Annotated in this window: 31 protein-coding genes and 2 pseudogenes; 3 read left to right on the top strand and 30 right to left on the bottom strand. The window is 35.1% G+C overall.

Annotated features, from left to right (window positions below; genetic code table 11):
• Window positions 1–3: 3 nt before the first annotated feature.
• From V7S50_RS14270 to V7S50_RS14150, 25 genes and pseudogenes are all read right to left on the bottom strand, one after another.
• The gene (locus tag V7S50_RS14270; RefSeq protein WP_242253410.1) at window positions 4–2,169 is read right to left on the bottom strand and encodes a phage tail tape measure protein; all 2,166 of its coding nucleotides are present in this window, start codon (window positions 2,167–2,169) and stop codon (window positions 4–6) included.
• Window positions 2,170–2,392: 223 nt separating this feature from the next.
• A pseudogene (locus V7S50_RS14265) lies at window positions 2,393–2,623 on the bottom strand (hypothetical protein); the annotation flags it as partial.
• Window positions 2,624–2,872: 249 nt separating this feature from the next.
• Window positions 2,873–4,099 (bottom strand): annotated as a pseudogene (locus V7S50_RS14260) (DUF2207 domain-containing protein); the annotation flags it as partial.
• 15 nt (window positions 4,100–4,114) lie between these two features.
• Window positions 4,115–4,276, bottom strand: a complete 162-nt coding sequence (locus V7S50_RS14255) for a hypothetical protein (protein ID WP_242253406.1) — start codon at window positions 4,274–4,276, stop codon at window positions 4,115–4,117.
• Window positions 4,277–4,329: 53 nt separating this feature from the next.
• A complete protein-coding gene (locus V7S50_RS14250; protein WP_242253405.1) occupies window positions 4,330–4,692 on the bottom strand; it encodes a hypothetical protein in 363 nt (120 codons plus the stop codon).
• A gap of 4 nt (window positions 4,693–4,696) precedes the next feature.
• Window positions 4,697–5,293 carry a major tail protein gene (locus V7S50_RS14245; protein WP_242253404.1) on the bottom strand — a complete coding sequence of 199 codons (597 nt, stop codon included), beginning with the start codon at window positions 5,291–5,293 and terminating at the stop codon, window positions 4,697–4,699.
• A complete protein-coding gene (locus V7S50_RS14240; protein ID WP_242253403.1) occupies window positions 5,294–5,623 on the bottom strand; it encodes a hypothetical protein in 330 nt (109 codons plus the stop codon). It lies immediately after the preceding gene.
• A complete protein-coding gene (locus V7S50_RS14235; RefSeq protein WP_242253402.1) occupies window positions 5,623–5,964 on the bottom strand; it encodes an HK97 gp10 family phage protein in 342 nt (113 codons plus the stop codon). Before V7S50_RS14235 ends, V7S50_RS14240 begins: the two co-directional genes overlap by 1 nt.
• Window position 5,965: 1 nt before the next feature.
• Complete coding sequence (locus V7S50_RS14230; protein ID WP_242253401.1) at window positions 5,966–6,319, bottom strand: phage head closure protein; 354 nt, start codon at window positions 6,317–6,319, stop codon at window positions 5,966–5,968.
• 1 nt (window position 6,320) lies between these two features.
• Window positions 6,321–6,614, bottom strand: a complete 294-nt coding sequence (locus V7S50_RS14225; protein WP_242253399.1) for a hypothetical protein — start codon at window positions 6,612–6,614, stop codon at window positions 6,321–6,323.
• A gap of 5 nt (window positions 6,615–6,619) precedes the next feature.
• Window positions 6,620–7,774: a phage major capsid protein gene (locus V7S50_RS14220; protein WP_242253398.1), complete on the bottom strand. Its 1,155-nt coding sequence runs from the start codon at window positions 7,772–7,774 to the stop codon at window positions 6,620–6,622.
• Between the two features lie 3 nt (window positions 7,775–7,777).
• Window positions 7,778–8,521, bottom strand: a complete 744-nt coding sequence (locus V7S50_RS14215; RefSeq protein ID WP_242253397.1) for a head maturation protease, ClpP-related — start codon at window positions 8,519–8,521, stop codon at window positions 7,778–7,780.
• Complete coding sequence (locus V7S50_RS14210) at window positions 8,521–9,666, bottom strand: phage portal protein (protein ID WP_242253396.1); 1,146 nt, start codon at window positions 9,664–9,666, stop codon at window positions 8,521–8,523. The genes V7S50_RS14215 and V7S50_RS14210 overlap by 1 nt, the downstream gene beginning before the upstream one ends.
• A gap of 8 nt (window positions 9,667–9,674) precedes the next feature.
• Window positions 9,675–11,342, bottom strand: a complete 1,668-nt coding sequence (locus V7S50_RS14205; protein ID WP_242253395.1) for a terminase large subunit domain-containing protein — start codon at window positions 11,340–11,342, stop codon at window positions 9,675–9,677.
• Window positions 11,339–11,650, bottom strand: coding sequence for a P27 family phage terminase small subunit (locus tag V7S50_RS14200; RefSeq protein ID WP_242253394.1), 312 nt, complete (start codon window positions 11,648–11,650; stop codon window positions 11,339–11,341). The genes V7S50_RS14205 and V7S50_RS14200 overlap by 4 nt, the downstream gene beginning before the upstream one ends.
• A gap of 105 nt (window positions 11,651–11,755) precedes the next feature.
• Window positions 11,756–12,478 carry an HNH endonuclease gene (locus V7S50_RS14195; RefSeq protein WP_252209274.1) on the bottom strand — a complete coding sequence of 241 codons (723 nt, stop codon included), beginning with the start codon at window positions 12,476–12,478 and terminating at the stop codon, window positions 11,756–11,758.
• An 85-nt stretch (window positions 12,479–12,563) separates the two neighbouring features.
• Complete coding sequence (locus V7S50_RS14190; RefSeq protein ID WP_242253390.1) at window positions 12,564–12,899, bottom strand: HNH endonuclease; 336 nt, start codon at window positions 12,897–12,899, stop codon at window positions 12,564–12,566.
• The gene (locus V7S50_RS14185; protein ID WP_242253388.1) at window positions 12,886–13,113 is read right to left on the bottom strand and encodes a hypothetical protein; all 228 of its coding nucleotides are present in this window, start codon (window positions 13,111–13,113) and stop codon (window positions 12,886–12,888) included. The genes V7S50_RS14190 and V7S50_RS14185 overlap by 14 nt, the downstream gene beginning before the upstream one ends.
• Before the next feature lie 109 nt (window positions 13,114–13,222).
• Complete coding sequence (locus tag V7S50_RS14180; RefSeq protein WP_242253386.1) at window positions 13,223–13,786, bottom strand: hypothetical protein; 564 nt, start codon at window positions 13,784–13,786, stop codon at window positions 13,223–13,225.
• Between the two features lie 363 nt (window positions 13,787–14,149).
• Window positions 14,150–14,845 (bottom strand): hypothetical protein, encoded by a 696-nt coding sequence (locus V7S50_RS14175; RefSeq protein WP_242253384.1) that lies wholly within the window; start codon window positions 14,843–14,845, stop codon window positions 14,150–14,152.
• A 270-nt stretch (window positions 14,846–15,115) separates the two neighbouring features.
• Window positions 15,116–16,048, bottom strand: a complete 933-nt coding sequence (locus V7S50_RS14170) for an LVIVD repeat-containing protein (RefSeq protein WP_242253382.1) — start codon at window positions 16,046–16,048, stop codon at window positions 15,116–15,118.
• 188 nt (window positions 16,049–16,236) lie between these two features.
• A complete protein-coding gene (locus V7S50_RS14165; RefSeq protein ID WP_242253562.1) occupies window positions 16,237–16,809 on the bottom strand; it encodes a cupin domain-containing protein in 573 nt (190 codons plus the stop codon).
• A 343-nt stretch (window positions 16,810–17,152) separates the two neighbouring features.
• Entirely contained in the window at window positions 17,153–17,695 is a 543-nt protein-coding gene (locus V7S50_RS14160; RefSeq protein WP_242253381.1) for a site-specific integrase, read from the bottom strand.
• Entirely contained in the window at window positions 17,695–18,177 is a 483-nt protein-coding gene (locus V7S50_RS14155; RefSeq protein WP_242253380.1) for an ArpU family phage packaging/lysis transcriptional regulator, read from the bottom strand. The genes V7S50_RS14160 and V7S50_RS14155 overlap by 1 nt, the downstream gene beginning before the upstream one ends.
• Before the next feature lie 27 nt (window positions 18,178–18,204).
• Entirely contained in the window at window positions 18,205–18,375 is a 171-nt protein-coding gene (locus V7S50_RS14150; RefSeq protein WP_016109818.1) for a hypothetical protein, read from the bottom strand.
• 772 nt (window positions 18,376–19,147) lie between these two features.
• Between V7S50_RS14150 and V7S50_RS14145 the strand changes: the two genes are divergently transcribed.
• From V7S50_RS14145 to V7S50_RS14135, 3 genes are all read left to right on the top strand, one after another.
• Window positions 19,148–20,056, top strand: a complete 909-nt coding sequence (locus tag V7S50_RS14145; RefSeq protein WP_242253379.1) for an NTTRR-F1 domain — start codon at window positions 19,148–19,150, stop codon at window positions 20,054–20,056.
• A gap of 54 nt (window positions 20,057–20,110) precedes the next feature.
• Window positions 20,111–21,706 carry an NTTRR-F1 domain gene (locus V7S50_RS14140; protein WP_326042345.1) on the top strand — a complete coding sequence of 532 codons (1,596 nt, stop codon included), beginning with the start codon at window positions 20,111–20,113 and terminating at the stop codon, window positions 21,704–21,706.
• Between the two features lie 285 nt (window positions 21,707–21,991).
• Complete coding sequence (locus tag V7S50_RS14135) at window positions 21,992–22,777, top strand: sulfotransferase family 2 domain-containing protein (protein ID WP_242253377.1); 786 nt, start codon at window positions 21,992–21,994, stop codon at window positions 22,775–22,777.
• 129 nt (window positions 22,778–22,906) lie between these two features.
• On the opposite strand, the gene V7S50_RS14130 is transcribed toward V7S50_RS14135, so the two are convergent.
• The 5 genes from V7S50_RS14130 to V7S50_RS14110 are packed head-to-tail and all read right to left on the bottom strand — an operon-like array spanning window position 22,907 to window position 24,453.
• Complete coding sequence (locus tag V7S50_RS14130) at window positions 22,907–23,362, bottom strand: nucleoside triphosphate pyrophosphohydrolase family protein (protein WP_242253375.1); 456 nt, start codon at window positions 23,360–23,362, stop codon at window positions 22,907–22,909.
• A 15-nt stretch (window positions 23,363–23,377) separates the two neighbouring features.
• On the bottom strand, window positions 23,378–23,803 hold the full coding sequence (locus V7S50_RS14125) for a hypothetical protein (RefSeq protein ID WP_242253373.1): 426 nt from the start codon (window positions 23,801–23,803) through the stop codon (window positions 23,378–23,380).
• An 11-nt stretch (window positions 23,804–23,814) separates the two neighbouring features.
• Window positions 23,815–24,069 carry a hypothetical protein gene (locus tag V7S50_RS14120; protein ID WP_242253372.1) on the bottom strand — a complete coding sequence of 85 codons (255 nt, stop codon included), beginning with the start codon at window positions 24,067–24,069 and terminating at the stop codon, window positions 23,815–23,817.
• A 14-nt stretch (window positions 24,070–24,083) separates the two neighbouring features.
• Window positions 24,084–24,257, bottom strand: a complete 174-nt coding sequence (locus V7S50_RS14115) for a DUF3954 domain-containing protein (RefSeq protein WP_000805171.1) — start codon at window positions 24,255–24,257, stop codon at window positions 24,084–24,086.
• Window positions 24,258–24,282: 25 nt separating this feature from the next.
• Window positions 24,283–24,453: a hypothetical protein gene (locus V7S50_RS14110; protein WP_242253371.1), complete on the bottom strand. Its 171-nt coding sequence runs from the start codon at window positions 24,451–24,453 to the stop codon at window positions 24,283–24,285.
• Between the last annotated feature and the right edge of the window lie 11 nt (window positions 24,454–24,464).

The following is a 24,464-nucleotide window of genomic DNA, read 5'->3' as shown; positions in this document are numbered from 1 at the left end:
AACTTAAAAGTCTGAGTTTCTTGCTGTTTCTCTATCTTGATACTCGGTTGTATATCGGTAAGTACCACGTGCCACATCTCGTCCCTCTAAAACAACAGGAACTTCAACAACTAAATCGCCACCAAGCATTGGGATTACTCCACCACTTGATGAACCAAAAGAATTATTAACCACTTGATTCGATACACTGTTTGTCATGGCTTGTCTGCTATTCGACATACTTCCATACACACCACTCATGACGGTCTTTAATCCTGCTAATTGACTTGCGGAACTAGCCATCATACGGCTCATATCATCCACTAATTGATTTATTTCTCCTGATATAGCAAATTTTTGTCGTGGCATGGCTGCTACTATTCCTGCACCAATATCTCCAAGTGTCTTTTTATTCAATGGTAAAACCGCTTCTTTTCCGGCTTCTCCTGCACCTTGCAAGTTTCCACCATTCATTCCAAAGATAGTCGGTTTAGTGAAGATACCACCTTTTGCACGCCAATCTATATTAAGTCCAGAAGGGAACGTAATATCCTTCCCTAAAATATTTTTCGTACTAGTTTGCAAGCTAAAGTGTGGAAGTGGTGGCATTTCAGGTTTAGGAATCTTTAACTTCAAATCACTAAAGAAGCTCTTGATCTTCCCAATAAATTTTTCTACACTGTCAACTGCATCTTTAATTGGATCAATAATAAATCGTTTCGCTGCTTCAAATTTTTCTTGTGCTGCATTCTTCACAGAATCGAATTTTTCTTTAGCTGAATTATATAAATCAGTAAATTTTTGTTTTGCCTGATTATAAGCATCTGTTACTGGTTGAATCACATATTGTTTCACTAAATTCCAAGCTGAAAGTGTATAGGATTTTATAGATTCCCAATTTGATAATATCCAGTTAGCTAAATCCGTCAGTTTTTGCTTGGTTGTATTCCACAATTCTTGAACTGGCTGAATAACGTACTGTTTTACCAAGTTCCAAGCCATAAGGGTGTATGATTTAGCAAGTTCCCACTGTGAACTTAACCAAGAAATCAAATCACTAAATTTCTCTTTCACTAAGCTCCAAGCTTCCTGTACAGGCTGGACGATATATTGTTTAAATAATCCCCATGCAACTTGGGCCACAGCTTTTGCGATTTCCCATTGTGTACCGAGCCATGTAACTAATTCGCCTATCTTTGTACTTACCCAATCATAAGCTTGTTGAATTGGTTGAATGATGTATTGTGAAATGGCTGCCCATGCAATTTGTACCCCTGCTTGTATTAATAGCCATCCAGCTTGTAGTACTGTTGAAATTAATGAAATGATTGGATCTAAAACAGTAACGATGGTATTCCAAGTTTCTTGCCAAGCTTGTACGAGTGTCCCCCACAATTCTGAAGCTGTTGTAACTAAAGAAGTCCACCAAGAAGACGCCGTTTCAACAATTCCGGACCATAAACTACTAAAGAATTCGCCTATAGGATCAAAGAAACTATGCATCATTTCAGTAAATGAAGCCCAAGCCCCTGAAAAGAATTCAACAATAGAATTCCATGTACTACTACATATTTCGCCTATCCCTGTCCATAAATCGCTAAAAAATTGCCCTATTGGATCAAAGAATGAATGCATTGTTTCTAAGAAAGAACTCCAAGCTTCACTAGAGGATTGAACTATCCCATCCCAAAGCTCTATTAAATATTCCTTAATAGAATTCCATGTATCTATTGTCCATTGTTTTATAGAATCCCAATTTTTATAAATGGCAATTCCTAAAGCGACTATAGCTGCAATAATAATAGGAACAATAGCAACAAGTCCGGCTGCTGCTAAAGCTCCAATTTCAAAGAAGCTCATGACTGTCATGACTATTGGCGCAAGAGCCATAATTGCACCTGAGATTATACCAATAGCCATTGCAACAGCTGTTAATGTGGCTGCTAACTTTGGATTGTTTGAAACCCATTCAGCTATTTTGGAAATGACATCCGCTATGACACTAAGAACTGGCTGAAGCGCAACTTGTAAATCCTGCATCGCTTTTTGAAATTTAACTGCTGGGTTTGCATCCATTTTCTTAATGGAATCATTCAGTTTATCTTGTTGCTTCCCAAAATCAACTGTTTTCTCTTTCGCACCTAGCAAAGTATTAATGATGTTTTGCCCTTGGTCTTCATACATTGTCATTTTGTTATCGTAAAGGCTTTTTATCCTCTACTTCTTACAGTTCAATTCCTGTAAGTTCGGCATACGTTTTCACTTATAAGTGTCGCGGTCTCGTGGAGGGATTATATCTTTTCACCCTCTATGCTCTGCCCCTGACTATACTTTGTACAGCCTTCGGTTCAAATTAGGATTCGCACCCTCTTTGCTTCATACCGCGATTTTACTTCGGCACAATTTATCATCTACCGAAAAATTTAACACCTAATTCATTACGTTTTGTTTCATCTTCAACCTCTGATAAAGCTTGTGCAATTTCCGTCATGGCTGCCGATCCATCTTTACCACCTTTAGCTACTGCCTGACCCCATTTTTCAACTTGTTCTGCTGAAATTTTTGTACCTTCAAGAGCTTCAGTCATAGCTTTATCGACACCTTGACCAAATTCAGCCGCTTTAATACGCCCTTCTTTCAGACCCGTAATGTTCAGTGAAATTCGCAAAGTTTCACCCGTCCACTAAGGACAGCTTACTGTCACCAGCAAGACCAGACTATATCATCATCTTTGTAAAAGATGCTCCCCGTTTCGGATGTCATTGGCTTACACCCTACAATTAGTCGTTACACCTTCCCTTATATCGGGCTTGGCTCGGTATTATCTCATTGAGACTTCCACCGAATTAAAGGAGTTTGCTATGAATGTCACCACTCATAGGGACAATTGTTTATCCAATAGGTTATCGATATTCCAAGTGCCTGTTTCAACCCCAGCTGCCATAATCGCTTGGACTTCTTCAGCGTTGTAGCCTGCTCGCGTAAGCTGACCACCATATTCGGCGATAATATCTAATTGTTCCGGTGGAAAACCCATTTTTAATAAGGCATCAGCCATACCAAGAGCGCCTTCTTGTGAAATGCCTAGTTCATTACCAATTTCATTTGCTTCTTGAATTAATTCAGTAAAATCTATTCCGGCATAAGCATTAGAAATAACAGCTGCACTCTTTACAATAGAAGCATTTGCTTCATCACTAACACCTTTATTCAAAGCCCATTGTCTTCTTACACCCTCAAGTGCTTCTTCTGCATCTAATCCATAAGCTGAAATTCCCCTCACAGCATCCTCTACTGATTTTTTTGAGGATTCAGGAACATCAAATCCTATTTCAATTTTTGTTTTTAACTTGGACATATCAAGTGCTTGTTCAACAGCTGCTGCTATACCTCCACCAGCTGCCAAACCACCGATAACATTTTCGAGTCCTACTTTTAACCCTTCAAACTTTTTCTCCGTTCTTCCAGCTTCTTGCTGTAAATCCCTTAACTCATTTTGTACTTGTCGAATCGAATTTCCTGCATCCACAGATCGTAGAGCACGTTGTAATTTTTCAATATCTGCTTCTGTTCCTAATGCTTCTCGTCCGATAATCCCAATTGCTTGTTCTAACTGCCGACTTGTAGCTGTTCCGTTTTTAATTGCATTCACAAGACGATTTCCTAATGCTCCTGCAAAATCATCAACGCTTTTCCCAGTAGCGCTAAACAATGTTTCTAATTGTCTTGTTGAGCTCGCTACACTATCTTGCTCAGCTTTCATGTTTCCTAGTTTATTTTTAAGACCATTAAGTGACCCTTCTGTAAATTCAATTTCACGCCTGAATGCACGGTATTGTTCTTCAGAAATCTTTCCGTTTTGAAATTGCGCTTGGACTTGTTGCTCCGCTGCTTTCAATTTGTCCAACTTTTGCGTTGTATTTTCAATTTGTTGAGTTAATAACTTTTGCTTCTGAGCTAAAGCTTCAACATTACCAGGATCAAATTTTAAAAGACGTTCAACATCTTTTAGTTCTTTGACCAAGCTATCACTTTGCTTATTAACATCTTTTAGAGAATTTTGTAACGGTTGAGTGTTACCATTAATCTCAATTGTAATCCCTTTAATTCTTCCTGCCATTTTCTCACCCCTTTCTTAGAATGAATCGAAGTCTTTTTGATTTGCTTTTCTAACTTTTTCTTTATCTGGATTTTCTAATTCAGCGAATTCAGAAATATAATCAAAGCAATCACCAACGGTCATTTCTTCTAAATCACCATATGTTAAATTTGCTTTATAACAAAGAGCAAGGAACAATTCAGTTGTAAATTCCTCATCACTGAATGTCCCTTGCTCTCCATTATTTTTCTTTATTTTTTTTTTGCTCCCATAGTGACCTGAACTAATTCCATGACCTCAGGCATAATTTCTTCAATTGGGAATTCTTCAAATCCATCTAGCCATGTCATAGGATCAGGAATATTAGGATCAGCCGTTTTAGCGTATAACCAAGTTAAGTCATAAATAAGTTCAAAATCGACTTTACTCATATCGACATTAGACATATCAATAGGTTGTTCTGAACCATCTGATGAAGCTAAAGCATTAATTGCCCCTAACCCCATCAAATCTGCAAATAAATTACGTCTGAATTGCGCTTTATACCGTTTAACCGTGGCTGCTGTAGCTTTCAATCTGACTTGTTTTTCGTCTATTGTAATTGTCTTTTCCATTTACTTATGCTCCTTTTGGTGCTGCTGGTTTTTTAATGTACACTTCTTTGTACCAGTTATCGTAAATTGCTTGAGTTGTTTTAGAGGTAGTTTTTGTTTTAACCATTGGTCTTCCGCCAGGCGCTAAAACGATTGGACTAGATACAAACTTCAATTCATTTGTATTTGGTTCAGCTGAATTTGTTTTTGTTTTAGATGCGATTGTCGGACGACTCGCTGCACAGTTATACATAACGTGTCGAGTTGCATTCACATCGCCATCGAATTCAAATAGTAATGCAAATGATTTTCCTTTTGCATCAGCTAACTCATTTAATACACCGTCTGTTTCATCTAATTGCTCACCTAATGCATCAATAGCGAATTGCTCCGGGATAGTTGCAATAGATAGCGTTCCATCATAACCTTGGTTATTACTTGCTGCGTAATAAAGCATGTCATCCGCATAGAATTCAATTAAATCACCGCGTGGCTCAAATGTTAGCTCCACCCCACCAGGTAACGGGATTGGCGTACCAAACTTTACTAAAAAATCTTGAATATCAATTGGGACATAATGTACATTCTTCAAACCAAACGTAACTTTATTTTCTTTAGTCATTTATATCAACCTCGTTTCGTATATTTTTTGATACATTTTCTCAGATTCAATAAACGTCCCATACGAGTCATAAGGAATCTCATGATCGTCTAGTACGTTTTCAAGTTTTGCTTCTGCAACTAAATCTTTTTTAGTTGTATAAAGCTCAATATTTGCATCGTCTATCTTGTGATAAACCTTGTTATCAGCCATTAAATTTGCTGATCCATCCACAAGAATACAAATATAAGGTGGCGCTGGCACTGACTTATCTGGTGTTGCTATGAAATGCGAATAAGCCACAGGATAACCTGTAGCTTCAAGGATTTTTATTAATTCACCTAATGTCATTATTCAAGCGCCCTTCCAATCCGTCTTGGTACTTCATTAATTACATACTCTTCAACAGGACGAATATGAACTTGAGCCGGAACACGTCCACCACCAGCCTTCGCATGGCCATTTTCCAAAAGATGCGTTAGTTGCCCTTTTATATTGTGGACGACAACGCCATTACCTTCTTTTTTCTTACGCCACCCTTTACGATAAGCACCTGTTTTTTTAGGACCACTTTGTCTTAATTTACTTACAGCAACATCAGCCACTTCTTCTTGTGCGGTTAACAATTCTTCTTCCACAACATTCGCATATCTTTGTAATTCTCTAGCAAGTTCGCTCGCAAAATCGTTCATATTAAACATGCTCCTTTGCGATAATAGTCAATGTTTGATACATTTCATCATCATTCATTGGCGGTTCGATAATATCAAAGATACGATCCTTCATTTTAATTCGCATTAATTCTGTAATACCCGTTGTATAAGGAATTACAAACCGATAAATTCGTGTAGACTGTGAAGCTGAAGCTTCAATATACTCCGAACCTTTTACCATTTTTATCATCGCCCATGCCTTTTTAACTTCTTGCCAATTACCTGTTTCAACTTCTTGATTCAAATCATCTTTTATTACTTCAGGTTGTTCAATGATAATTCGATTTCTACAATCACCTGTATTCAGTGGTTTCTTGTACTGAAAAGGACGCATATTAATCACCGTCCAGTTTGATTTCTTCTAATGCTTTTGCAATACCAAAACTATTAATTTCCGTTAAAAAGTTTTTAGTAAAATACTCAAGCGCATCGTTATAAACATAGCGAGAACGTTCAAAAACTAATTCTTTGAACGTCTCATCTTTGTTTATGTCATACGATCCACACACTTTTATTAAAGCTTCATTGGATGCAAAAAGGATGCGTCTTAGGTTATCATCTTCATCATCACCTAAGTGCATCCTATCTTTAAATTGCTGTAATATTTCATTTGAAATTACTGTATCCATTCACATCACCCTTGTGTTGGTGGGGTTACTTCTTCAAGTTTCAATGTGTAAACTTGTGAAGTGTATTTATCCTTTGGTTTACCCGTAGCATATTGTTTGGCGATATAAAGTGTTGCATCTTCTAAAGCGAGTGTTTCATTATACTTTTGGATTGGCTCCGTTCCACCCATTGCTGCAATGTATTCCCCTTTAACAAAGAACACCACTTGTCCTTGAGGTACAAATACAGATTCTGTTGGGATTGGATTAAAAGGTAAGCTCGTTACATATACACCTGCTGCATTTTGAATTGTAGCATTTGCTTGAATGTCAAAAGTATCGAATGGATTTGTTACCATAACTACTTTACCAGCAACATTTTTTGGTCGATCCGCATCTGTTTTACCATCAGAATTTAATTTTTTAGCCAATAATTTGACCACGCCTTTTAATTCATTAATTGTTTTACGACCAGGCTCGAAAGTTAAAGTTCCAGCAACTTTTTTATCTGGATATACTCCATTCGTGACACTTCCGCTAGGGTCTTTTAATAATCCAATAGGTTCATTTTTACCCGTACCAGCTACAAAACCACGTTCTAAACCTACTGACATTGCTTCTGTAATCATAGTACGAACATATCGTTCCACCCATACTGGACCAAGCTTCAACATGTCATTTGCTAGTGGAATAAATGCTGTTAATTTTAGTTGAGTAATTGATTCTTTTCGGAATGTAGCATTTAATTGTCCTTTAATATCACCAAATAACGGTCCCCATACAGCTGCACCCTCTGGATCTCCATAAATAAATTCTGTCACGGCTCCTAAATTCTCTAAACCGATATGATCTAGCAACGGATGACCTTGAACTAAATCATCAAAAATTCTCTCTTGTGTTGTCTTAGGTAAAGTATCAGTAGACTTAAAGCCTCCATCTTCCACAACTGCATTAAAGAACTTCATTTCTTCACTTGTTAATACATTAGCACCGCGAGATTGCATAATAGAACGATCTACCATTGATTCATTCACTTGATTTAAAATATCTGCTCGTACATCTGTAGCAAGTGCTTCAATCATGGAATTTAGTGCTGCTGATTGTTCTTCTGCTGTACCTTCCTGTGTTGCTTTTGCAAAAGCCAGTTTCTTCTCTTCGAAATTATTAAACTTAATAACCATATTTTATTTTCCTCCTAAAGTTAAAAAGAGCGTACTCAGATTCTGTTTTGTATTAACAGGCTCTTGAATAGGCTCTTTTGGATTTTTATTATTTGGTTGTTTCATATACTTAGCTACTAAATCTTCTTTAAAATTTTCTACAACTTCCACTTCTTCATCTTCTTGCGTATCATCAATTTCAATTTCATCAGCAATTTCATCAGCTAAACCAAGTGCGACCGCTTCTTCTGCTGTTAGCCATGTTTCATCTTTTAAAAGTTGTTTTAATTCTTCGTCTGTCCCAACAAAACGTTTTTTATAAGATGCTGCTAAAGCTGAATCGATCTTTCGTAAATCTCGTGCTGTTTTTTCAAATAAATCTGCATTTCCATATTCAAAGGTACTTGCTTGATGAATCATCATCATAGTATTACTAGGCATAATGATCTTATCACCTGCCATTGCAATTACAGACGCGGCACTAGCTGCCCAACCATCAATATGAACTATAATTTCCGCACTATGCTGCTTTAACTGATTACAAATTGCTACACCGTCAAATGCGGAACCTCCACCCGAATTAATATGAACGTGAATTTTTTCTGCTTTAACATCTTGAATTTTTCTTCTTACTGCTTCAGCATTGTTTTCACTAAACCATCCACCAATTGACCCATAAACAGTTAATTTGTATTCATTTTCACCTTTAGCTTCAAAACGAATATCTCGTTTTAAGTTCAAAAGCTTATTCATATTCACATGCTCCATCATTTCTCACCCCCTTCAGATTCATTTAATTTTGTATAGTTCTTCGTAATATGATGGATATTTAGATTTGGATCATCCGACTCCTCATAATCTACTTCTGAACGAATTTCATTCCCTGTAAATGCACTTGAAGAAATGAGTTTATCAATACTTGTCGCAAGATCAAATATACTCTGATAGGAAACAGCCTTAACCTCAATTTTCCGTCCTAAAAGATATTCACTCATTTCAAAGAATTTAACGTTCGCTTCATCAGATAGCTTTTTTAATAATGGTCGTACTGTGAAAAGCATATAATTTTTTGTTTGCTTTTCTACATCAGCCATTTCTCCATATATCAGAGCTATAGGAATACCAATTGCCATAGCTACTTGATTCAAGAAACCATTTGTTACTTTATTGATTTCTTCCACACTTGGACCATTTGCAACACCATTATATATCTCGTTATAATTAATGCCTTTTTGCTGTGGAACAATAGCTATATCTTTCGAACCGATTGACTTATACATATTGTCTATAAACTCTTGTAGCTTTGCTATTTGTTCCTCAGTTTTAGCACCAATCATATCCACATCAACCGTGCCACGAACTTGATTTTTACGTTTCTGTGAGTTTAGTATCCTACCAAATAAATCACCGTAATCTGCAAACAATCCATCAATAAGTGGAGATAATTTATCATTCCGATACTTCAAATGAATAACTTCGCTTTGCTTAAAACTTCTCTTAAACGTATAATCTTTTACCCTTACATCAGTAAAAGTATCTTCAAACACAGCATACTCATTATGTTGAAATCCATCTGCAATAAGTAAATCACCATCATCTGCTTGTATGACTAAACACTCATTATCATAAATAAGTTTGCGAACAAACCTTTCCCAAAAGGTACTTGCGGTCATATTCTTGTTTGGTCTTACATTTAATCGATAATAAAGCTCATCCTTCTTAAATGCTTTACCATTTCTTACTCTAAATTCAGATTGACTAATTGTCCTTCCTAAAAATGATACGCATGTATCAATCGCCAATCGTTTCATATGAAGCCTGTTTGCTGTATCGGTAATTATGTCGATATCCACCATAAATTCTAGTTCTTTATTTCTTTTAAATACTGAACCCAACCATCCAATGATTATCACCCCCTTTATTAGAATTTAATGTTACCTATAACAAAGTCAGTTGCTTCTTGTATCTCATCCACCCGATAAAGAGCATGAACAAAACATTGGAACCCATCTGTTTTTCTACGAACAGGCTCTTTCTTTTCGTATATTTTATTTCCATCACTTTTGATAACAACCAATACATTTTGTGTATACCAACGCATTAGCGGATTATCATCAAAAACAATTTGTTTATTTGCAAACGCCATTTCAATACGTGGAGCTAACAAACTATGAATTGCTTTCGGGTTTCGTATAACCTCTATTTCAAATCCTTCTGCTACTAATAGTGGTCTTATTGCTTCCATCCGGAAGTTATCAGCTATAATTTTTTTGATTCCATATTGCTCGCGCATCGCTACAAACCAATCAACAATATGTTGAGGATTAATAGTAGGCTCGTCCACAACTGTTAACAAACCTTGTTCTTCCCACTCTTTAATTGGAGCGAATTTTTGTTTCTTGAACTCGCCTGCTTTTTTAGAATATCCGTAATAGATATCAACAAATTCTTTTCGTACGAAGGAATGAGTTTTAAAGATATATTCACCATTTTGTCTAAATAAAAGACCACATGCTGCAAAGTCCCGAATACTCGCAAAGTCTAACGCTCCTATGCATTCTTGGGCATATAAATCAGGAAAAGAGCGATTTGTAGCAAGGATTTCTGACCATTTTGCAACGGAACGTTCTAAGTTTGTAACAGGTAAGTTCATACGTTTTGTCATGAACTCTTCTCGGTTGCTTGGATCATCCTCTAAATCTTCATACTCTTCCTTTATCGTTTCAAGTAATCCCTCAGCATACTCGCTTAATGGTTGCGATAGCATAGGATTAGCTAATTCCCAATTATCAATATCATCAACTTCTTTTTCATCATTAAGCTTGCATATAAAGGGAAATACAGCATTAGGGCGAGCTTCACCATTTAAAACCTTCATAGCTTTTTCTTTTTGTTTATCTAAAAAGCCATCTCGGACATAACCATCTGTGCCAATATAAAATTCACGAGGGTTTTTCTTTTTCCCTAAGCCACTGATATGGACGCGAACGTCTTTATTACTTTCATATTGATGTATTTCATCAAATACAACAGCACCATCACGCAAACCGTCTTTTGTATCCCCGTTTGAAGTTCTAAATTTTAGTATACTTTCAGTAGCCTTTGAAACAGTTTGAGTTAATGTGGTTTTAAAAGCTCTCTGTAAAACTTCATTTTTCTTTACGCATTTATGAACTTCATCAGGACTTGTTTTCGCTTGTTCCTCACTATTCGCAACAACTGAAATGTTATACTCTGGGATGCCGTGCAATTCACTAATTAAAAAGTGAATGATTACAGATATTAGACCATTTTTACCTCCACCACGTCCTAACATCCATAGGAATTTCCGATAAAATACGCGTCCATTTTTCTTATAAAACAAAAAAACGAATGCTATTAAGAATTTTTGAAATGGTTGCAACGGAAAATACCACTTCTCACCAAAGTTGATACAATCCTGAATCATTTCATCATCAAAATACAAATCGTCTCTGTTTAAAACGTAATTTTCTAGATAATTAATTAACAGTTCTCTTTCTTTGTTGAACTTTATTTTTCTACTTCGATAAAGTTCAATGTATTCATCTACAAACTTTTGCCTAATCATGTTAAATCACTTTTACTATAACCAGCCTTAGTAATATTCGGCTTACAAACAAACTTTATATCTCTTCCTAAAGCAATTAAAGAACTGTTAATTTTATTTCTTTCACTTATAAGAGGATGGGCCTTAACAAAAACTTGAGATCCGTTTTTGACTGTAACGGACTCACCTTCTTTATTGATAGTCCTATTTATTTTTCTAAATGCTTTAACCAGATCAATATATCTTTCTACTTTTTCAACCTCGACTAAATCTTTAATATCAATACTGTTCATTAGCTGTTCCTTCAACTTTGTAATACTGACAGCCATCTACCCACCCCCCTTACGTGCGTAATTCCTAAAAAAATCTGACGGTTAACCCCCTCCTCCGGTGTCCCTTAGAAGAAAAAAAGCCCAATCCTCGAACCGGGGGGCTTAAATCATTTCATTAGATTTCAAATAATTGCATTTCCTATGAGCTAATTTCACATTGTCCCAAGTATGAGTTCCGCCTTTAGAAACCGGAATAATATGTTCAATACTTGGATAATAATCATGATTTGGATTCAAATTTATATCAACACATTTGCTACATAAGTAACAAATCCCTTTATCTCGCTTCATTAATCTTTCAATTGAAATAGACCAATCAACTTTACCATTTTGTTTTATACGATTTCTCCTTAAGGTATCCTTCTTTCTATCTTGATATCTAGAGTTACATTCAGCAGAACAATATAATTTTCTTTTATTAGTAGATGAAAACCATTTGCTACACTCTTTGCATTTTATGTTATGAATAACTTTTTGTCTTACTTTATATTGGTACCTACACTTATAGCTACAATACTTACTATTAGTAACATGTGTTTTATATTGTTTGCTACAATTAATACATATTGCTATATGCTTCGGCTTTGGAATGTACTCAATCTTAGATTTTTTATTCACATTTTCATAGATCCGCCGACAGTCAATAGAACAGCATCTCCTTTTCTTATACTCATAAAACACTTTCATACATTGCTGACATATTTGTTTATGTCCCCTATGTTTACCATTATATTTTCTTCTACACTTATCACTACAAAATCTAGTTGTTTTATATCTTGATTCCTTTTCAACTCCACAAGACTGACAAACAATTAATACACCCATCTCATTTCAACTCCAATACAATTGATTTCCAGATTTATATGGTATCAGTTTGTATATGTACAGTGAATAGAATAGACTATACTATTTACCACTTTTCATCATTTTCCCATTTATTGATTTTCTTTTTGAATATTCTACCGTGTTCTTTATTATGGCAATCCACACATACTGTTTCTAAATTATCTACTACTAATGCAAGTTCTGGATGATGTTCAAGTTCTTTTATATGATGGACAACGAGTTGAATCTTCTTACGCTTTGCACTCTCACTGTACTCATTGGTGTCCACTCGAACACCACCATTACGTTTACACTCTTGGCACTCATAGTTGTCACGCTTCTTTACTTGCTCGCGTATACTCTTCCACTCACCACTGTCATAGAACTTACGCTTCTGTTGTTTGGTTTTATATTCTTTCATCATTCGTCACTAAGAACTCATTCATAGTTTTATCTAACAAACTAACCATCGCTTCTCTCTTTTGCTTTGGAGTTGTGTTATCTTGCATCTCATTAAAAATAATAATTATATTTTCTAATTTCTGTTTATCGATACGTTCGTTTACAAGGTCCTTTCCTAATATTGAAATGAATGTACCAATCGCAACCGCTTGTTCTTGTTTATTTAATTTCATTTCTTCTGTTCCTTTCTAATATTGGATACTGTCATTTTTACATAATAAAAAGGCACGTCCTTTAAACGTGACCTTATTAATTATTAAACTCTATTAATTATTTATGGACCTAAGCTTTATTTGGATCATTAAGTCGCAAAATCCTATATAAGTCATCAGATATAATAATATTATTAAAAATATCTCGTTTTGAATTTTTATTATAAAAGGCCTCAGCAGCTGAACACATTTTATGACAAAAATCAATAATCCCTATTCTAATTTTTATACTACAATCATCTTCATTGTCTTCGTAAGACTTACTGTAAGAAGTAATACTATCTGTTAACTCAAAAACAAAATTTATAGACTTTTTTTGGCGATTTTGTTTTTTCATATATTCTTCAATATCACTTGACCCATCATGTAGAAGATTGCAACGTAACTTATAAACCGCCCAACCATCAAACTTACCTAGCTCTTCTATTTTCTGTTTTAATTCTGGTTTTGATTCGTGTTCATATATATGCTCGTCATACCATTTAGCATATCTTCTTCCCACTGCTCCCTTTCCTGTTTCCTCAGGATATGCGATTTTCCCACAAATATCGGGTAGTGTTAATGTTAAAGCTAAAGCAGACAGATAATTTTTATTATCTAAACTACTCATAATTTCTATTATAAGATTTTCCAAAGTATTATCACCCTTTTACATCAATTATAATTTTTTAATAAATAACCGTCCTACCATACATACGGTAAATGAAGTTTTGTTCTTCTTGCAATCACCTAATGTTGTTATCGTAATCTAGTTTCATATTATTAAGTAACTGGAAGAAGAGCAAAAGCTCTCCCTCATAACGGTATCATTCAATCATTACCATCTGCTGGTTTCGGATTTTATGTGCCGTCATTACAAAACCGTTTAGACAATATATAGATTATAAAGGAATCTTTATGAGTTGTGTTTTCCGCCACTACTCACAATACAAATATATCACGTTGATTCCAAAACAATCTGCACATTTCCTGCCAAAATGCGGTCACGACTCTGCCACTACTTTTCCTTTAACGTTATTTTAGTGCTATGGTAAATGCTAGCTCCATCCTCATCGTAAGTGAAAGGATCCACAATAATATTTTGGTCTCTCATTTTTTGCAGTGCAGAAAACAACTCACTTGTTTCATAATTATTAGGTTTCTCACCATATAGTTCTTTTAATAGATCCATAAAATTTGGTCTTTTATGTAATAAAATCCCCTTAATTCTATCAATATAGGAATCTGTTTTTAAATTCTGTTCTACATCTTTAGATTTTTCTATTAAATCAAGAACTAGATCTCTTACCTGCTCTTTATTCAAACTATTTTCATGAATACCTTCTAAAGCTTTATTAACAATTTCATTTGTTTTAGATTCAATTTTTTCCGCGGAGATGTCTCCATTCCCTGTTCCATTTTTCCTATACACATATTGCCTCATATCATGGACAGTCTCCTTTACCATGCCAAAAGTATCAGTATACATCTTTTCAAACATCATTTCTAATTTCTTTACGTTTGAATCAATATCATGAGCGGCCTTTTCAACTTCCTTAGATGATTTTTCTGACATTTTATAAAATAGAACAGATAGAACTATTGCTACAATCCCCAAAACCAAAGATATTGCTGACGATATGATAGAAAATACTTCTACAGCCTTTAATGAAACCTCTATTACTTTTTCTCCATCTTGCAGACTACCTTTCATTATACTGCCCCTTCATTAAATTATTTTTCAACCCATTTATTACTATATCATAAATAAATAGTTACCCATATCTTATATTGTGTGTAACTGACCTCTTTGCTGAACCCTTTGGTATCATTGATTTTATTTAACTTTTTCTTTTGAGTTACACAGTTCGAAAATTATGAGTAACTGCATTGGAATACCACCAGCATTTTGCAAAATAACTTACGCTATGCGGAAACATAAAATAAAGCTGCCCATGTGGACAGCTTATTCACATAATTCTCGTTATTGGTAGTTGTATCCGAATACTGTAAAAATTGCTAATCCATTAGGGAAATCTAAATCTCCAGCACCAAAATCTCGAACGTGTATAGGAACTGTAGGATTGGTAATATTATAAACTTCTACTGTGTTATCTCCAGTGTTTGCGACATAAAGAGTAGTATCTGTAATAGCCAATACAGCAGGAGCATTTAAATCTCCTGCGCCGAACTCTCCTACACGAACAGGAGTTGTAGGATTGGTGATATTATAAATTTCTATCGTGTTATCTCCAGCATTTGCGACATAAAGAGTGGTACCTATAGTAGCTAATCCTGCAGGAATATTTAAATTTCCTGCGTTAAATTCGCCAACTCGTATAGGAACCATAGGATTAGTAATATTATAAATTTCTACTGTATTATCTCCAGTATTTGCTACATAAAGAGTGGAATCTGTAGTAGTCATGCCGGAAGGAACATTTAAATCTCCTGCGCCAAACTCGCCTATACGAACAGGGGTCGTAGGATTGGTAATATTATAAATTTCCACTGTGTTATCACCACCATTTGAGACATAAAGAGTGGTACCTGTAATAGCTAATTGATCAGGACCATTTAAATCTGCCGTCCCAAATTCTCCTATACGTATAGGGGCTATAGGGTTAGTAATATTATAAATTTCTACACCATCTCCTAAATTTGCAATATAAAGAGTAGTATCTGTAATAGCTAATCCCGCAGGACCTAAACTAGTTATTGATGCAAATTCTCCTACGCGTACAGGAGTTGTAGGATTGATAATATTATAAATTTCTATAGTATCATCATCAATGCCGCCGTCAGTACTAGATACATAAAGAAATTTAGCTTTCACAATAATAGGAGGAACAGCAGGTGGGAAAGCAGGGAAAAGTCTACGACAGCATCCCTTTGGTTTTGAAAAATATGAGTTCAAAATAATTCACCGCCTTTTTTTGAAACATAATATAATTAATTATATTCAAATCAAGTAATTTAGCTTGTATACTTGTCCAGTAAAACTGACGATGTATATCCTATACATATCAGGTAGACATAACGTCCTATTATAGACATAAAAAAAGGATCTTCAATCCAAGATCCTTTTTAATACTTTTAATAGTTTTATTCATTTACCATGGCATCAGCTTTTGTTACATGTACAGTACCAAATGGATGGTTAGGAGGAGCATATATTGAATAAAGTTTTAGAGGGATATTACCTGTATTGGTTAGATTATGCCATGTTCCAGCCGGTATCATTATGGCATAATCATCATAGACATTTCTTTTAAAGTTTAAATTATCTTTACTTTTTCCCATTTGAACAATCCCCTGGCCTTGTTCAATACGTAAGAATTGATCAACGTTAGAATGCATTTCTAAACCGATATCTTCGCCAACATTGAGACCCATTAAAGTAACTTGTAAATGTGTTCCTGTCCATAAAGCAGTACGATAGGTATTATTTTGTTTCGTTGCTTCATTGATATTAACGACAAATGGTTTTGGTCCATAATCTGTTAATGAAATTCTTCTGTCACCGTTGGAAGAACGAAAAGAATCATATCTGTTTGCATGCTCTATCTCATTAGGAAAAGTCGAGTAAACAGACTGTCTTCCATAGTTATACATTGGTATTGGCATGTTAACATAATAAAAATATTGATATGGATATATATAAGGATTATAGTGCATTTTCCCCAATCCTTTCACGTTTTTACAAAATTATTCTATGCACTTGTTAAGGAAGTGTACTTAGATTCAAGATGAATTATTAAAAACATATGAATACTCTATACAGAGCTAGTTAACATAACGCCTCATTATCAGTTGCAATGAAAAGAGGAAGCCGTACGTTCACCAAGGAGCCTTCTTTTTTTGTTCTATGGATCTATGCATTTTTTTATACATTCCTATCCTAGCGCGGTTTTAGGGTTCTTGTTTGTTACTGGAATTGTATAAAATCTTGCATACTCTTATGCCTAGTTTTTTACCAAAATGCTACGATACCCCTAGATTTAAAAGAAAAAAGCAATGATTAGATTTTAAACCTAGTCATTGCTTTATCCATTGCATCTTGATTTACACCTATATAACGTAACGTGATCTTCTCTGACGAATGATTGAATATCTCCATGAGTAATGCTATGTTTTTCGTTTGCATGTACATATGATACCCGTACGTCTTTCTCAACGTATGTGTTCCTATTTCATCTAATCCGAATTCTGCCGCTACTCCACTTAATATCTTATATGCCATGCTACGACCAATCGGACGATTCCTACCTTGTCTGCTTTGTAATAAGTACTCATTATCTTCTCTTTCTTCAATAAACCATTTAAGTTCTCTTTTCAGTGCTGCAGTAATTTGTATTCGTTTCTGTTTCCCTGTTTTCTTTTCTCTCATAGATATATGACTACCTTTGACATCTCCTACCTTCAGTTTCAAAATATCCGAGATTCTCAGGCCTGTATTGATTCCCATAATGAAGAGAATATAATTACGCAAGCTCTTTTCCTTAAAATAGTCTTTCAACTGCTGTATTTGCTCTGGATCACGTATTGGCTGAACAAAATTCATTACTCATTACCCCCAGTTTCTTCAGTCTCATAAACTTCTAATCTAAGAGCAAAAGCAAGTTTATAAAATATTCGAGCCTTAACACGTCGATAAGTACGCTCACTCATGCCAATTTCGTTATATACCATATAGTCACATACATCTTCATCTTCTAAATAACGCTTAATGATGATATTTCTTTGATCCATTCCTGCACGCCCATTACCCAAACGACTAAGAAACTGGTCAATACGAAATGACGTTTGCTTAATCCACTCTTCTCGTTTACTTTGCTGTATATTAGCCATCGCTACATCTTCTAATGGCTTTCCTACATCATTTGTAGGTCCGTGATATCTAATTTCATAAGAAGGAGTGACTTTCATTTCTTCACGCATCATTCCAAACTGTCTATATAAACGTACGCTTTCAAGAACACCTTCTAATTTTTTCTGCGTTGCTACTCTATCAATTTTTGGCAAGAAAGATAATTGTTTAGTCATGTAAGACCACTCCTTTTCATTTTTAGATTACTTTTGTCTTAATGCTCCACGTCTTCGTTCATAACGTGGTCCATGAATCCCCATTAAACCTTCAATGTCACGAGTGCTTAACTTCTCTTTTCGCTTTTTCTTAGTTTTCTTTTTCGTTTGATTCGACTGTTTTTTCCACTCGCGTAATTGGTCCTTTAGTGCCTTCATATTTCTCCCTCTCCCTTTTCAAAACAAAAAGGACACCTATTCCTAAAACAGATTTAATTGCTGCTTTAATGAATTGGTGTCCTCTAGTTTTCTAGCTGGACTATATTCTTTTTTGGGGTAATATTGTAAACTTTTAATTAGGTGCTCATATATTAATATTGAATGACAACTCATAGGACATTGAGCTATCTCTCCAAGGGCACTTTTCGCAGTGCTCTTTTTATTTGTTATTCAAACTTTAAAATAACCATTTTGTTACATTCCTTGCACTTTTAAATAAGGCAAGCATATGTTATAGTATTATGTTTCATCACATTCCTTTTTTTCAAGAGTACATATCGAATGTGTACTCTTTTTGCATTACGCTAAAATGAAATTTTTATTAAAAAACTTTGATTATACGTCCATATCTTCTAAGGAAAGTTAATACTGTTTTCCATCTCCTTAGCTGTACGACTTACCAAGCAATCGATTGCTGCATCTTCTGGTAGATATCCTTTTTCTTTCATTATTCATTCTCCTTTTCTTCTAAATAAAGTTTTTACCATAAAAGTAATTGTTAAATATCTAATGCATATGCATTATAATTGGATAGGTATTGTGTATTGGCATTAAGAGGAGCACCCTGTTCAAGTGCTTCTCTTTTTTTATAAAATAGTGTTTTTATTTACTAGAGTGGATTTTATTATTTTGTACAAGCACTCTTTCCTTTTGTCCAATAAAATATAGAGATATCTTAAAGAAGAACTTAACTTAAAAAGGTGGTGATTTTTTGATTAAAAATCGCATTGTAAATGGAGGATTCGAGACGGGAACTCTTTCTCCATTTATTGTAAATAACCCCTCTTTTGTTTCTATTAATAGCTCTAACAGTCATTCTGGTGTTTACAGCGCTAAATTATCTGGAGGTTTAGCTACCGCTATTATTGCTCAAGCGGTTCCAGTATCCCCAAATGAAACGTTCGAACTTTTTGTATCCCTTTCTAAAGTCGGACCATTTCCTAGCCCTTTAATAGCTATCAATGTCCAATATTATAATGGCAATACTTTTTTGGGTGACGGCTTAGTTACTTTTATACTTTCTAATCGTATCCCCGATAACAACGAAAAAGATTGGTTAGAAGTTTATGGGACTACTTCTCCAGTGCCAGCTACAGCTAATACAGCATCAATAGTTATCGCTAAGTTCCCCGAATTAGGAAGTGCTGATGTATTTATTGATGATATATCCCTTCTATCCGTCGAACCACCGCAATCTGCATTTAGAGCTGAAAAAATATTTTCTCAAAACGTTACAGAAAATAGTGATATACCAGTTAGTTACGAAGATCAAATATTTGATTTAAACGATGAGTATAATCCACTTACATCTACATTTATCCCTAAACAGGATGGGGTGTATTTTATTTTTGCAATGGTCGATGCACAGCTTTTTGGATTCGATCTTAGTCATATAGCTATATTAAAAATTTACGTAAATAATATTCTTACATTAAGCAGTAAAGGCGTTTATTCAGTTGGCCTCCCATCAACTCCTACTTTAAGCGTCTCTGGAGTCCTACATTTAAATGCAGGAGATGCCGTTATCGTACGTTATATTTCTATTTCCTCAGCTGGTATTATTGAGGGATTTCCTGACTCTTCACACTTTGAAGCTGCTAGATTTCCGTCTCCACTATAAATAAAACAAGTTTACTTTCATTAAAAAAATTTAACTTTAAAAGATGGTGATTTTTTGATTAAAAACCGCATTGTGAATGGAGGATTCGAGACGGGAACTCTTTCGCCATTTATTGTAAACAACCCCTCTTTTGTTTCTATTAATAGCTCTAACAGTCATTCTGGTGTTTACAGCGCTAAATTATCTGGAGGTTTAGCTACCGCTATTATTGCTCAAGCGGTTCCAGTATCCCCAAATGAAACGTTCGAACTTTTTGTATCCCTTTCTAAAGTCGGACCATTTCCTAGTCCATTGATAGCTATCAATGTTCAATATTATAATGACAATACTTTTTTGGGTGATGGCTTAGTTACTTTTATACTTTCTAATCGTATCCCCGATAACAACGAAAAAGATTGGTTAGAAGTTTATGGGACTACTTCTCCAGTGCCGGCTACAGCTAATACAGCATCAATAGTTATCGCTAAGTTTTCCGAATTAGGAAGTGCAGATGTATTTATTGATGATGTAGCCCTTCTTTCCGTGGGGCCTACTGGATTGCCAGCACCTGAAACAACCTGTTTCCAAGATATAGAAACCACACTCCAACATTGTATAGGACGTTTCGTTGCTCTTCGTCTTTCGGGATGTAGTGATTCGATTCAAGGTCAAATCTCTAGTGTCGGTGGAGGAAGCATTGTTTTTATTTCTAATGAAGGAACAAGTGTCATTTCTATTTGTGATATTGTTTTAATTACTTCAGTTCCTCTTGGCTATGTCGTAAACAGCGGTAGTGGCTCTGTATCAATCTTTAGTACTTTAACCAATACAGTCATTGCACCACCTATACCTGTTGGTGCTCTCCCTCTCAATATTGCGATATCGCCAGACGGTACTCACGCCTATGTTACTAATGAATCAAGTAATGATGTATCTGTTATTAGTACTATTACTAACACAGTCATTGGAGCACCCATACCTGTTGGTTCTAATCCCATTGATGTAGCTATAACACCAGATGGTACTCGCGCCTATGTTACTAATGCATCTAGCAATGACGTATATGTTATCAATACTATCACTAACACCGTTATTGGAGTACCTATACCTGTTGGGAATAGCCCTAGGAGTATAGCTATAACGCCAGATGGTACTCGCGCCTACGTTGCTAATTTCTCTAGCAACGACGTATATGTTATCGATACTATCACTAATACCGTTATTGGAGCACCTATACCTGTTGGTACTGGTCCTAATGATATAGCTATTACGCCAGACGGTACTCGCGCCTATGTTACTAATACATCTAGCTTTAATGTATATGTTATCGATACTATCACTAACACCGTTATTGGAGCACCTATACCTGTTGGTGATGAGCCTAGAGATATAGCTATAACACCAGATGGTAATAGTGCTTATGTTGCTAATTTCCTTAGTAATAATATATCTATCATCAATACTCATACAAACACAACCATTGGAGTACTTTTTGCTAATCTCGGTCCAACAGGCATAGCCATAACACCAAACGGTACCCGCGGCTATTTTACTAATCTAATTAGCAATGACGTATATGTTTTCGATGCTATTACTAACACAATTGTTGGGGTACCTATACCAGTTGGTACTCAGCCCTTCGGTATAGCAATAATGCCAAACTGCATTTAAACTTTTTGAACTCATATAAAAGAATATAAAAAGTTTATTGCTACAGCTAGTAAACACTTTTGTGGACATACACTTACTTCCCCTTAAGAGCACTATTTGAAGGTGCTCTTAAGGGGCAATCTTCTACCAAATAACGCTTTTATTTTAAAATTATATTGTTTTAAACTATCTATTCTACTTCTCTTCTCTTCTCTTCTCTTCTCTTCTCTTCTCTTCTCTTGATCATATGCCAAGTTCTCTATTCATACACTAAACATAAATGGCATAACTGAATGGAGGATAACTATGTCTTTTGCGAATATTATTAAATACGGACGCGTTCCCCTCTTTAATTCTAACCTCCCTTTAATTTTATTTTGGAGTCAAAAAAGTGGCTGTACCTCTCTTGCACATTGGTTTTTTTATCAAATAAATTTATTTAAACAAGCTATAAAATACAATTCTTTCATCCATAATTATGAAAATGAAATATACAAAAACTCCTCGGACTACTTTATTGAATTAGCTGCAGCTTTATATTCAAAAGAAAAAGATACCTATAAGTTAGTAAGAAACCCGTATACAAGAGCTGTAAGTTCATTCTTCTCATTAATTGCTCCCCCTTACATAGAAAACCCAGCATGGAATCCTATTCGGAATTTTTATTATGGTAATGAATTTTGTAATAAACCTATTTCATTTAAAGTCTTTCTCTACTACTTAAAAGCACAAATGATAGATTTAGAACAAGTAGATCCACATTTAATGCAGCAGTATGAACCAGGTGAGGAGGAGTTTGTTACAAAGTATATCTACATTGAAAATTTCTCTACTGAAATTGTGCGCCTAGAACAAATATATCAACTAAAAACTTCTCCTTTACACATACTAACCAAATCATGGCATCATCAGAAGGACAGGGCGATTTTTAAAGGGAATTTTGCAGATGCGGATATTACTGATCCTTTATTCCCACGCCTCCCAACATACGATAGTTTTTATGATCATGAAACTATCCAATTAGTACAAGATGTTTTTAATAAGGATTTCAGCACATACAAATACCCATTAACACCTTTAAAAAATACGTGATTTTCTAATTGCAGTTTTATATTTTACAGAGTAACTTAAATTCACCTATTTAAGTTTCCTCATAAAACTCTCGTAGTAAGTTGAGACACTGGAAGCAGTGTCTTTTTTTAATAAAATTCAAATTTGGTCTTACTTCACATCGACACGTGCTTGGCTTGCTTCCCGACTAAATCCATCAGGATATCTTTTAGTTAGTTTTGCAATGTTCATTTGAGCAATGTCTTCTAGGGTATACCCCATTTCATGAGACATAATTGAAATGTAATACAAAATATCACCTAGCTCTAAAGCGATTTTATGCGTGTTCCCATCTTCTTCTCCTGGGCAATGGGCCGGATCAAATCCATGACCATGGAAAATTGCTTTTTTTACAATGTCCGCAATCTCACCAGATTCTCCTGAAAGTCCTAATGCTGCATTTAAAACACGTCCACCAAAATCCTGATTTGTATTCCATGTACGTAATGCCGCTTCTTGATATTGAACTAATTCACAAATTTGATTGTTGTTCATTACAGCTAGTCCTTCCTTTGATTTATTGATTAATTTAGTTACTTCCATAACACCGTTGTTCATTGCTTTCATCTTCATTCGCTCCCTCTAACTAATATTTTTCTTTGTTCTTTTGATCTTAGGTTTCGTAGTAGCTGCTTTTATCGGTTCCCAGCCATAACTCAATCTAGATCTGAAAGTACTTACACTTATGCCATTGGATTTAGCAATCTTAACAAGTTCCTTCCTGTCAATTTGTTTACGCGTCGGAATCCTTGCCGCATCTTTAGGGTCCCAATCATTATTTACTCTGCTATAAAAAGTACTTGAATTAACTCCATTTTCTTCAGCTAATTTTAGCCATTTATTGTGTTTCCCTTCACCCATATGCCAATATGTTCTTGGTGGTGTAGTTAATGCTTCTTGCAATTCCCAACCGTATCTGTACATCCTCATGTAAAGAACCCTTCTACTAATACCGTTTGATTCAGCTTGCTGATATTCCTCATCAGTCAACCAACGATTGAAAGCCATCACTTTACCTCCTAATCTAGTTCCAGAAATTCAGCTCTGGTACGATTCGAATGAGTTACCCTAATCTTCTGAATACCTTTACCGTGCTCTTCTATTGTTGCGTCCCAAGCTTCGTTTTCATTTTTAGCATCAAAACAATCCATCTTTTGCCGTTCCTCTTTATCATAGAAATGTACTTCATAGCTTGGATTCAAAAATTTTTCACTGGTACTTATCGCATTGTAGTCGAAACTACCTACAACATCATCAATAGTTAATTGCTTCATAATCGCATCCCCAGTTATTTAATTTTTTCAGTGATTGTAGTTGATACACGATCAACTTTCCCGCCTTGCCAAGTAATTACTTGTTCACCAAATCCTGTTACTGGAGGATTCAGCAGAGTAACCTCACCGTTTTTTACTACATAAATTTTATTATCCGTAACATCGATTTCAACTTTCGTAGGCTTCATACGACTGAAATCCCCCTTTTTCTTGTTAACTAGCTTTTTGTTGTTTGTTTCTTTCTAATTCTTGTTTCATTGATTCAAATTTTATTAGCCACGCTTGCTGTCGCTTTGCCACTTCACAATTACAACCGTTCGTTTCAATTACACCCGGATAAGTTTCTTTACGAACAATCCCTGTATCATGACATAATACGCACATTTTTATTTCCT

This window comes from Bacillus sp. CCNWLW194 (assembly GCF_037120585.1).
Classification (GTDB): domain Bacteria; phylum Bacillota; class Bacilli; order Bacillales; family Bacillaceae_G; genus Bacillus_A; species Bacillus_A basilensis.
Note: the sequence above shows the minus strand (reverse complement) of the source record. Positions and strands in the feature narration are given on the sequence as shown.

Excerpts from the sequence above, each read along its gene's own strand:
- V7S50_RS14270 (WP_242253410.1), bottom strand. The coding sequence starts at position 2,169 with ATGACAATGTATGAAGACCAAGGGCAAAACATCATTAATACTTTGCTA.
- V7S50_RS14250 (WP_242253405.1), bottom strand. The coding sequence starts at position 4,692 with ATGGAAAAGACAATTACAATAGACGAAAAACAAGTCAGATTGAAAGCT.
- V7S50_RS14245 (WP_242253404.1), bottom strand. The coding sequence starts at position 5,293 with ATGACTAAAGAAAATAAAGTTACGTTTGGTTTGAAGAATGTACATTAT.
- V7S50_RS14240 (WP_242253403.1), bottom strand. The coding sequence starts at position 5,623 with ATGACATTAGGTGAATTAATAAAAATCCTTGAAGCTACAGGTTATCCT.
- V7S50_RS14235 (WP_242253402.1), bottom strand. The coding sequence starts at position 5,964 with ATGAACGATTTTGCGAGCGAACTTGCTAGAGAATTACAAAGATATGCG.
- V7S50_RS14230 (WP_242253401.1), bottom strand. The coding sequence starts at position 6,319 with ATGCGTCCTTTTCAGTACAAGAAACCACTGAATACAGGTGATTGTAGA.
- V7S50_RS14225 (WP_242253399.1), bottom strand. The coding sequence starts at position 6,614 with ATGGATACAGTAATTTCAAATGAAATATTACAGCAATTTAAAGATAGG.
- V7S50_RS14220 (WP_242253398.1), bottom strand. The coding sequence starts at position 7,774 with ATGGTTATTAAGTTTAATAATTTCGAAGAGAAGAAACTGGCTTTTGCA.
- V7S50_RS14215 (WP_242253397.1), bottom strand. The coding sequence starts at position 8,521 with ATGGAGCATGTGAATATGAATAAGCTTTTGAACTTAAAACGAGATATT.
- V7S50_RS14205 (WP_242253395.1), bottom strand. The coding sequence starts at position 11,342 with ATGATTAGGCAAAAGTTTGTAGATGAATACATTGAACTTTATCGAAGT.
- V7S50_RS14200 (WP_242253394.1), bottom strand. The coding sequence starts at position 11,650 with ATGGCTGTCAGTATTACAAAGTTGAAGGAACAGCTAATGAACAGTATT.
- V7S50_RS14195 (WP_252209274.1), bottom strand. The coding sequence starts at position 12,478 with ATGGGTGTATTAATTGTTTGTCAGTCTTGTGGAGTTGAAAAGGAATCA.
- V7S50_RS14190 (WP_242253390.1), bottom strand. The coding sequence starts at position 12,899 with ATGAAAGAATATAAAACCAAACAACAGAAGCGTAAGTTCTATGACAGT.
- V7S50_RS14185 (WP_242253388.1), bottom strand. The coding sequence starts at position 13,113 with ATGAAATTAAATAAACAAGAACAAGCGGTTGCGATTGGTACATTCATT.
- V7S50_RS14175 (WP_242253384.1), bottom strand. The coding sequence starts at position 14,845 with ATGAAAGGTAGTCTGCAAGATGGAGAAAAAGTAATAGAGGTTTCATTA.
- V7S50_RS14165 (WP_242253562.1), bottom strand. The coding sequence starts at position 16,809 with ATGCACTATAATCCTTATATATATCCATATCAATATTTTTATTATGTT.
- V7S50_RS14160 (WP_242253381.1), bottom strand. The coding sequence starts at position 17,695 with ATGAATTTTGTTCAGCCAATACGTGATCCAGAGCAAATACAGCAGTTG.
- V7S50_RS14155 (WP_242253380.1), bottom strand. The coding sequence starts at position 18,177 with ATGACTAAACAATTATCTTTCTTGCCAAAAATTGATAGAGTAGCAACG.
- V7S50_RS14150 (WP_016109818.1), bottom strand. The coding sequence starts at position 18,375 with ATGAAGGCACTAAAGGACCAATTACGCGAGTGGAAAAAACAGTCGAAT.
- V7S50_RS14135 (WP_242253377.1), top strand. The coding sequence starts at position 21,992 with ATGTCTTTTGCGAATATTATTAAATACGGACGCGTTCCCCTCTTTAAT.
- V7S50_RS14130 (WP_242253375.1), bottom strand. The coding sequence starts at position 23,362 with ATGAAAGCAATGAACAACGGTGTTATGGAAGTAACTAAATTAATCAAT.
- V7S50_RS14125 (WP_242253373.1), bottom strand. The coding sequence starts at position 23,803 with ATGGCTTTCAATCGTTGGTTGACTGATGAGGAATATCAGCAAGCTGAA.
- V7S50_RS14120 (WP_242253372.1), bottom strand. The coding sequence starts at position 24,069 with ATGAAGCAATTAACTATTGATGATGTTGTAGGTAGTTTCGACTACAAT.
- V7S50_RS14115 (WP_000805171.1), bottom strand. The coding sequence starts at position 24,257 with ATGAAGCCTACGAAAGTTGAAATCGATGTTACGGATAATAAAATTTAT.
- V7S50_RS14110 (WP_242253371.1), bottom strand. The coding sequence starts at position 24,453 with ATGTGCGTATTATGTCATGATACAGGGATTGTTCGTAAAGAAACTTAT.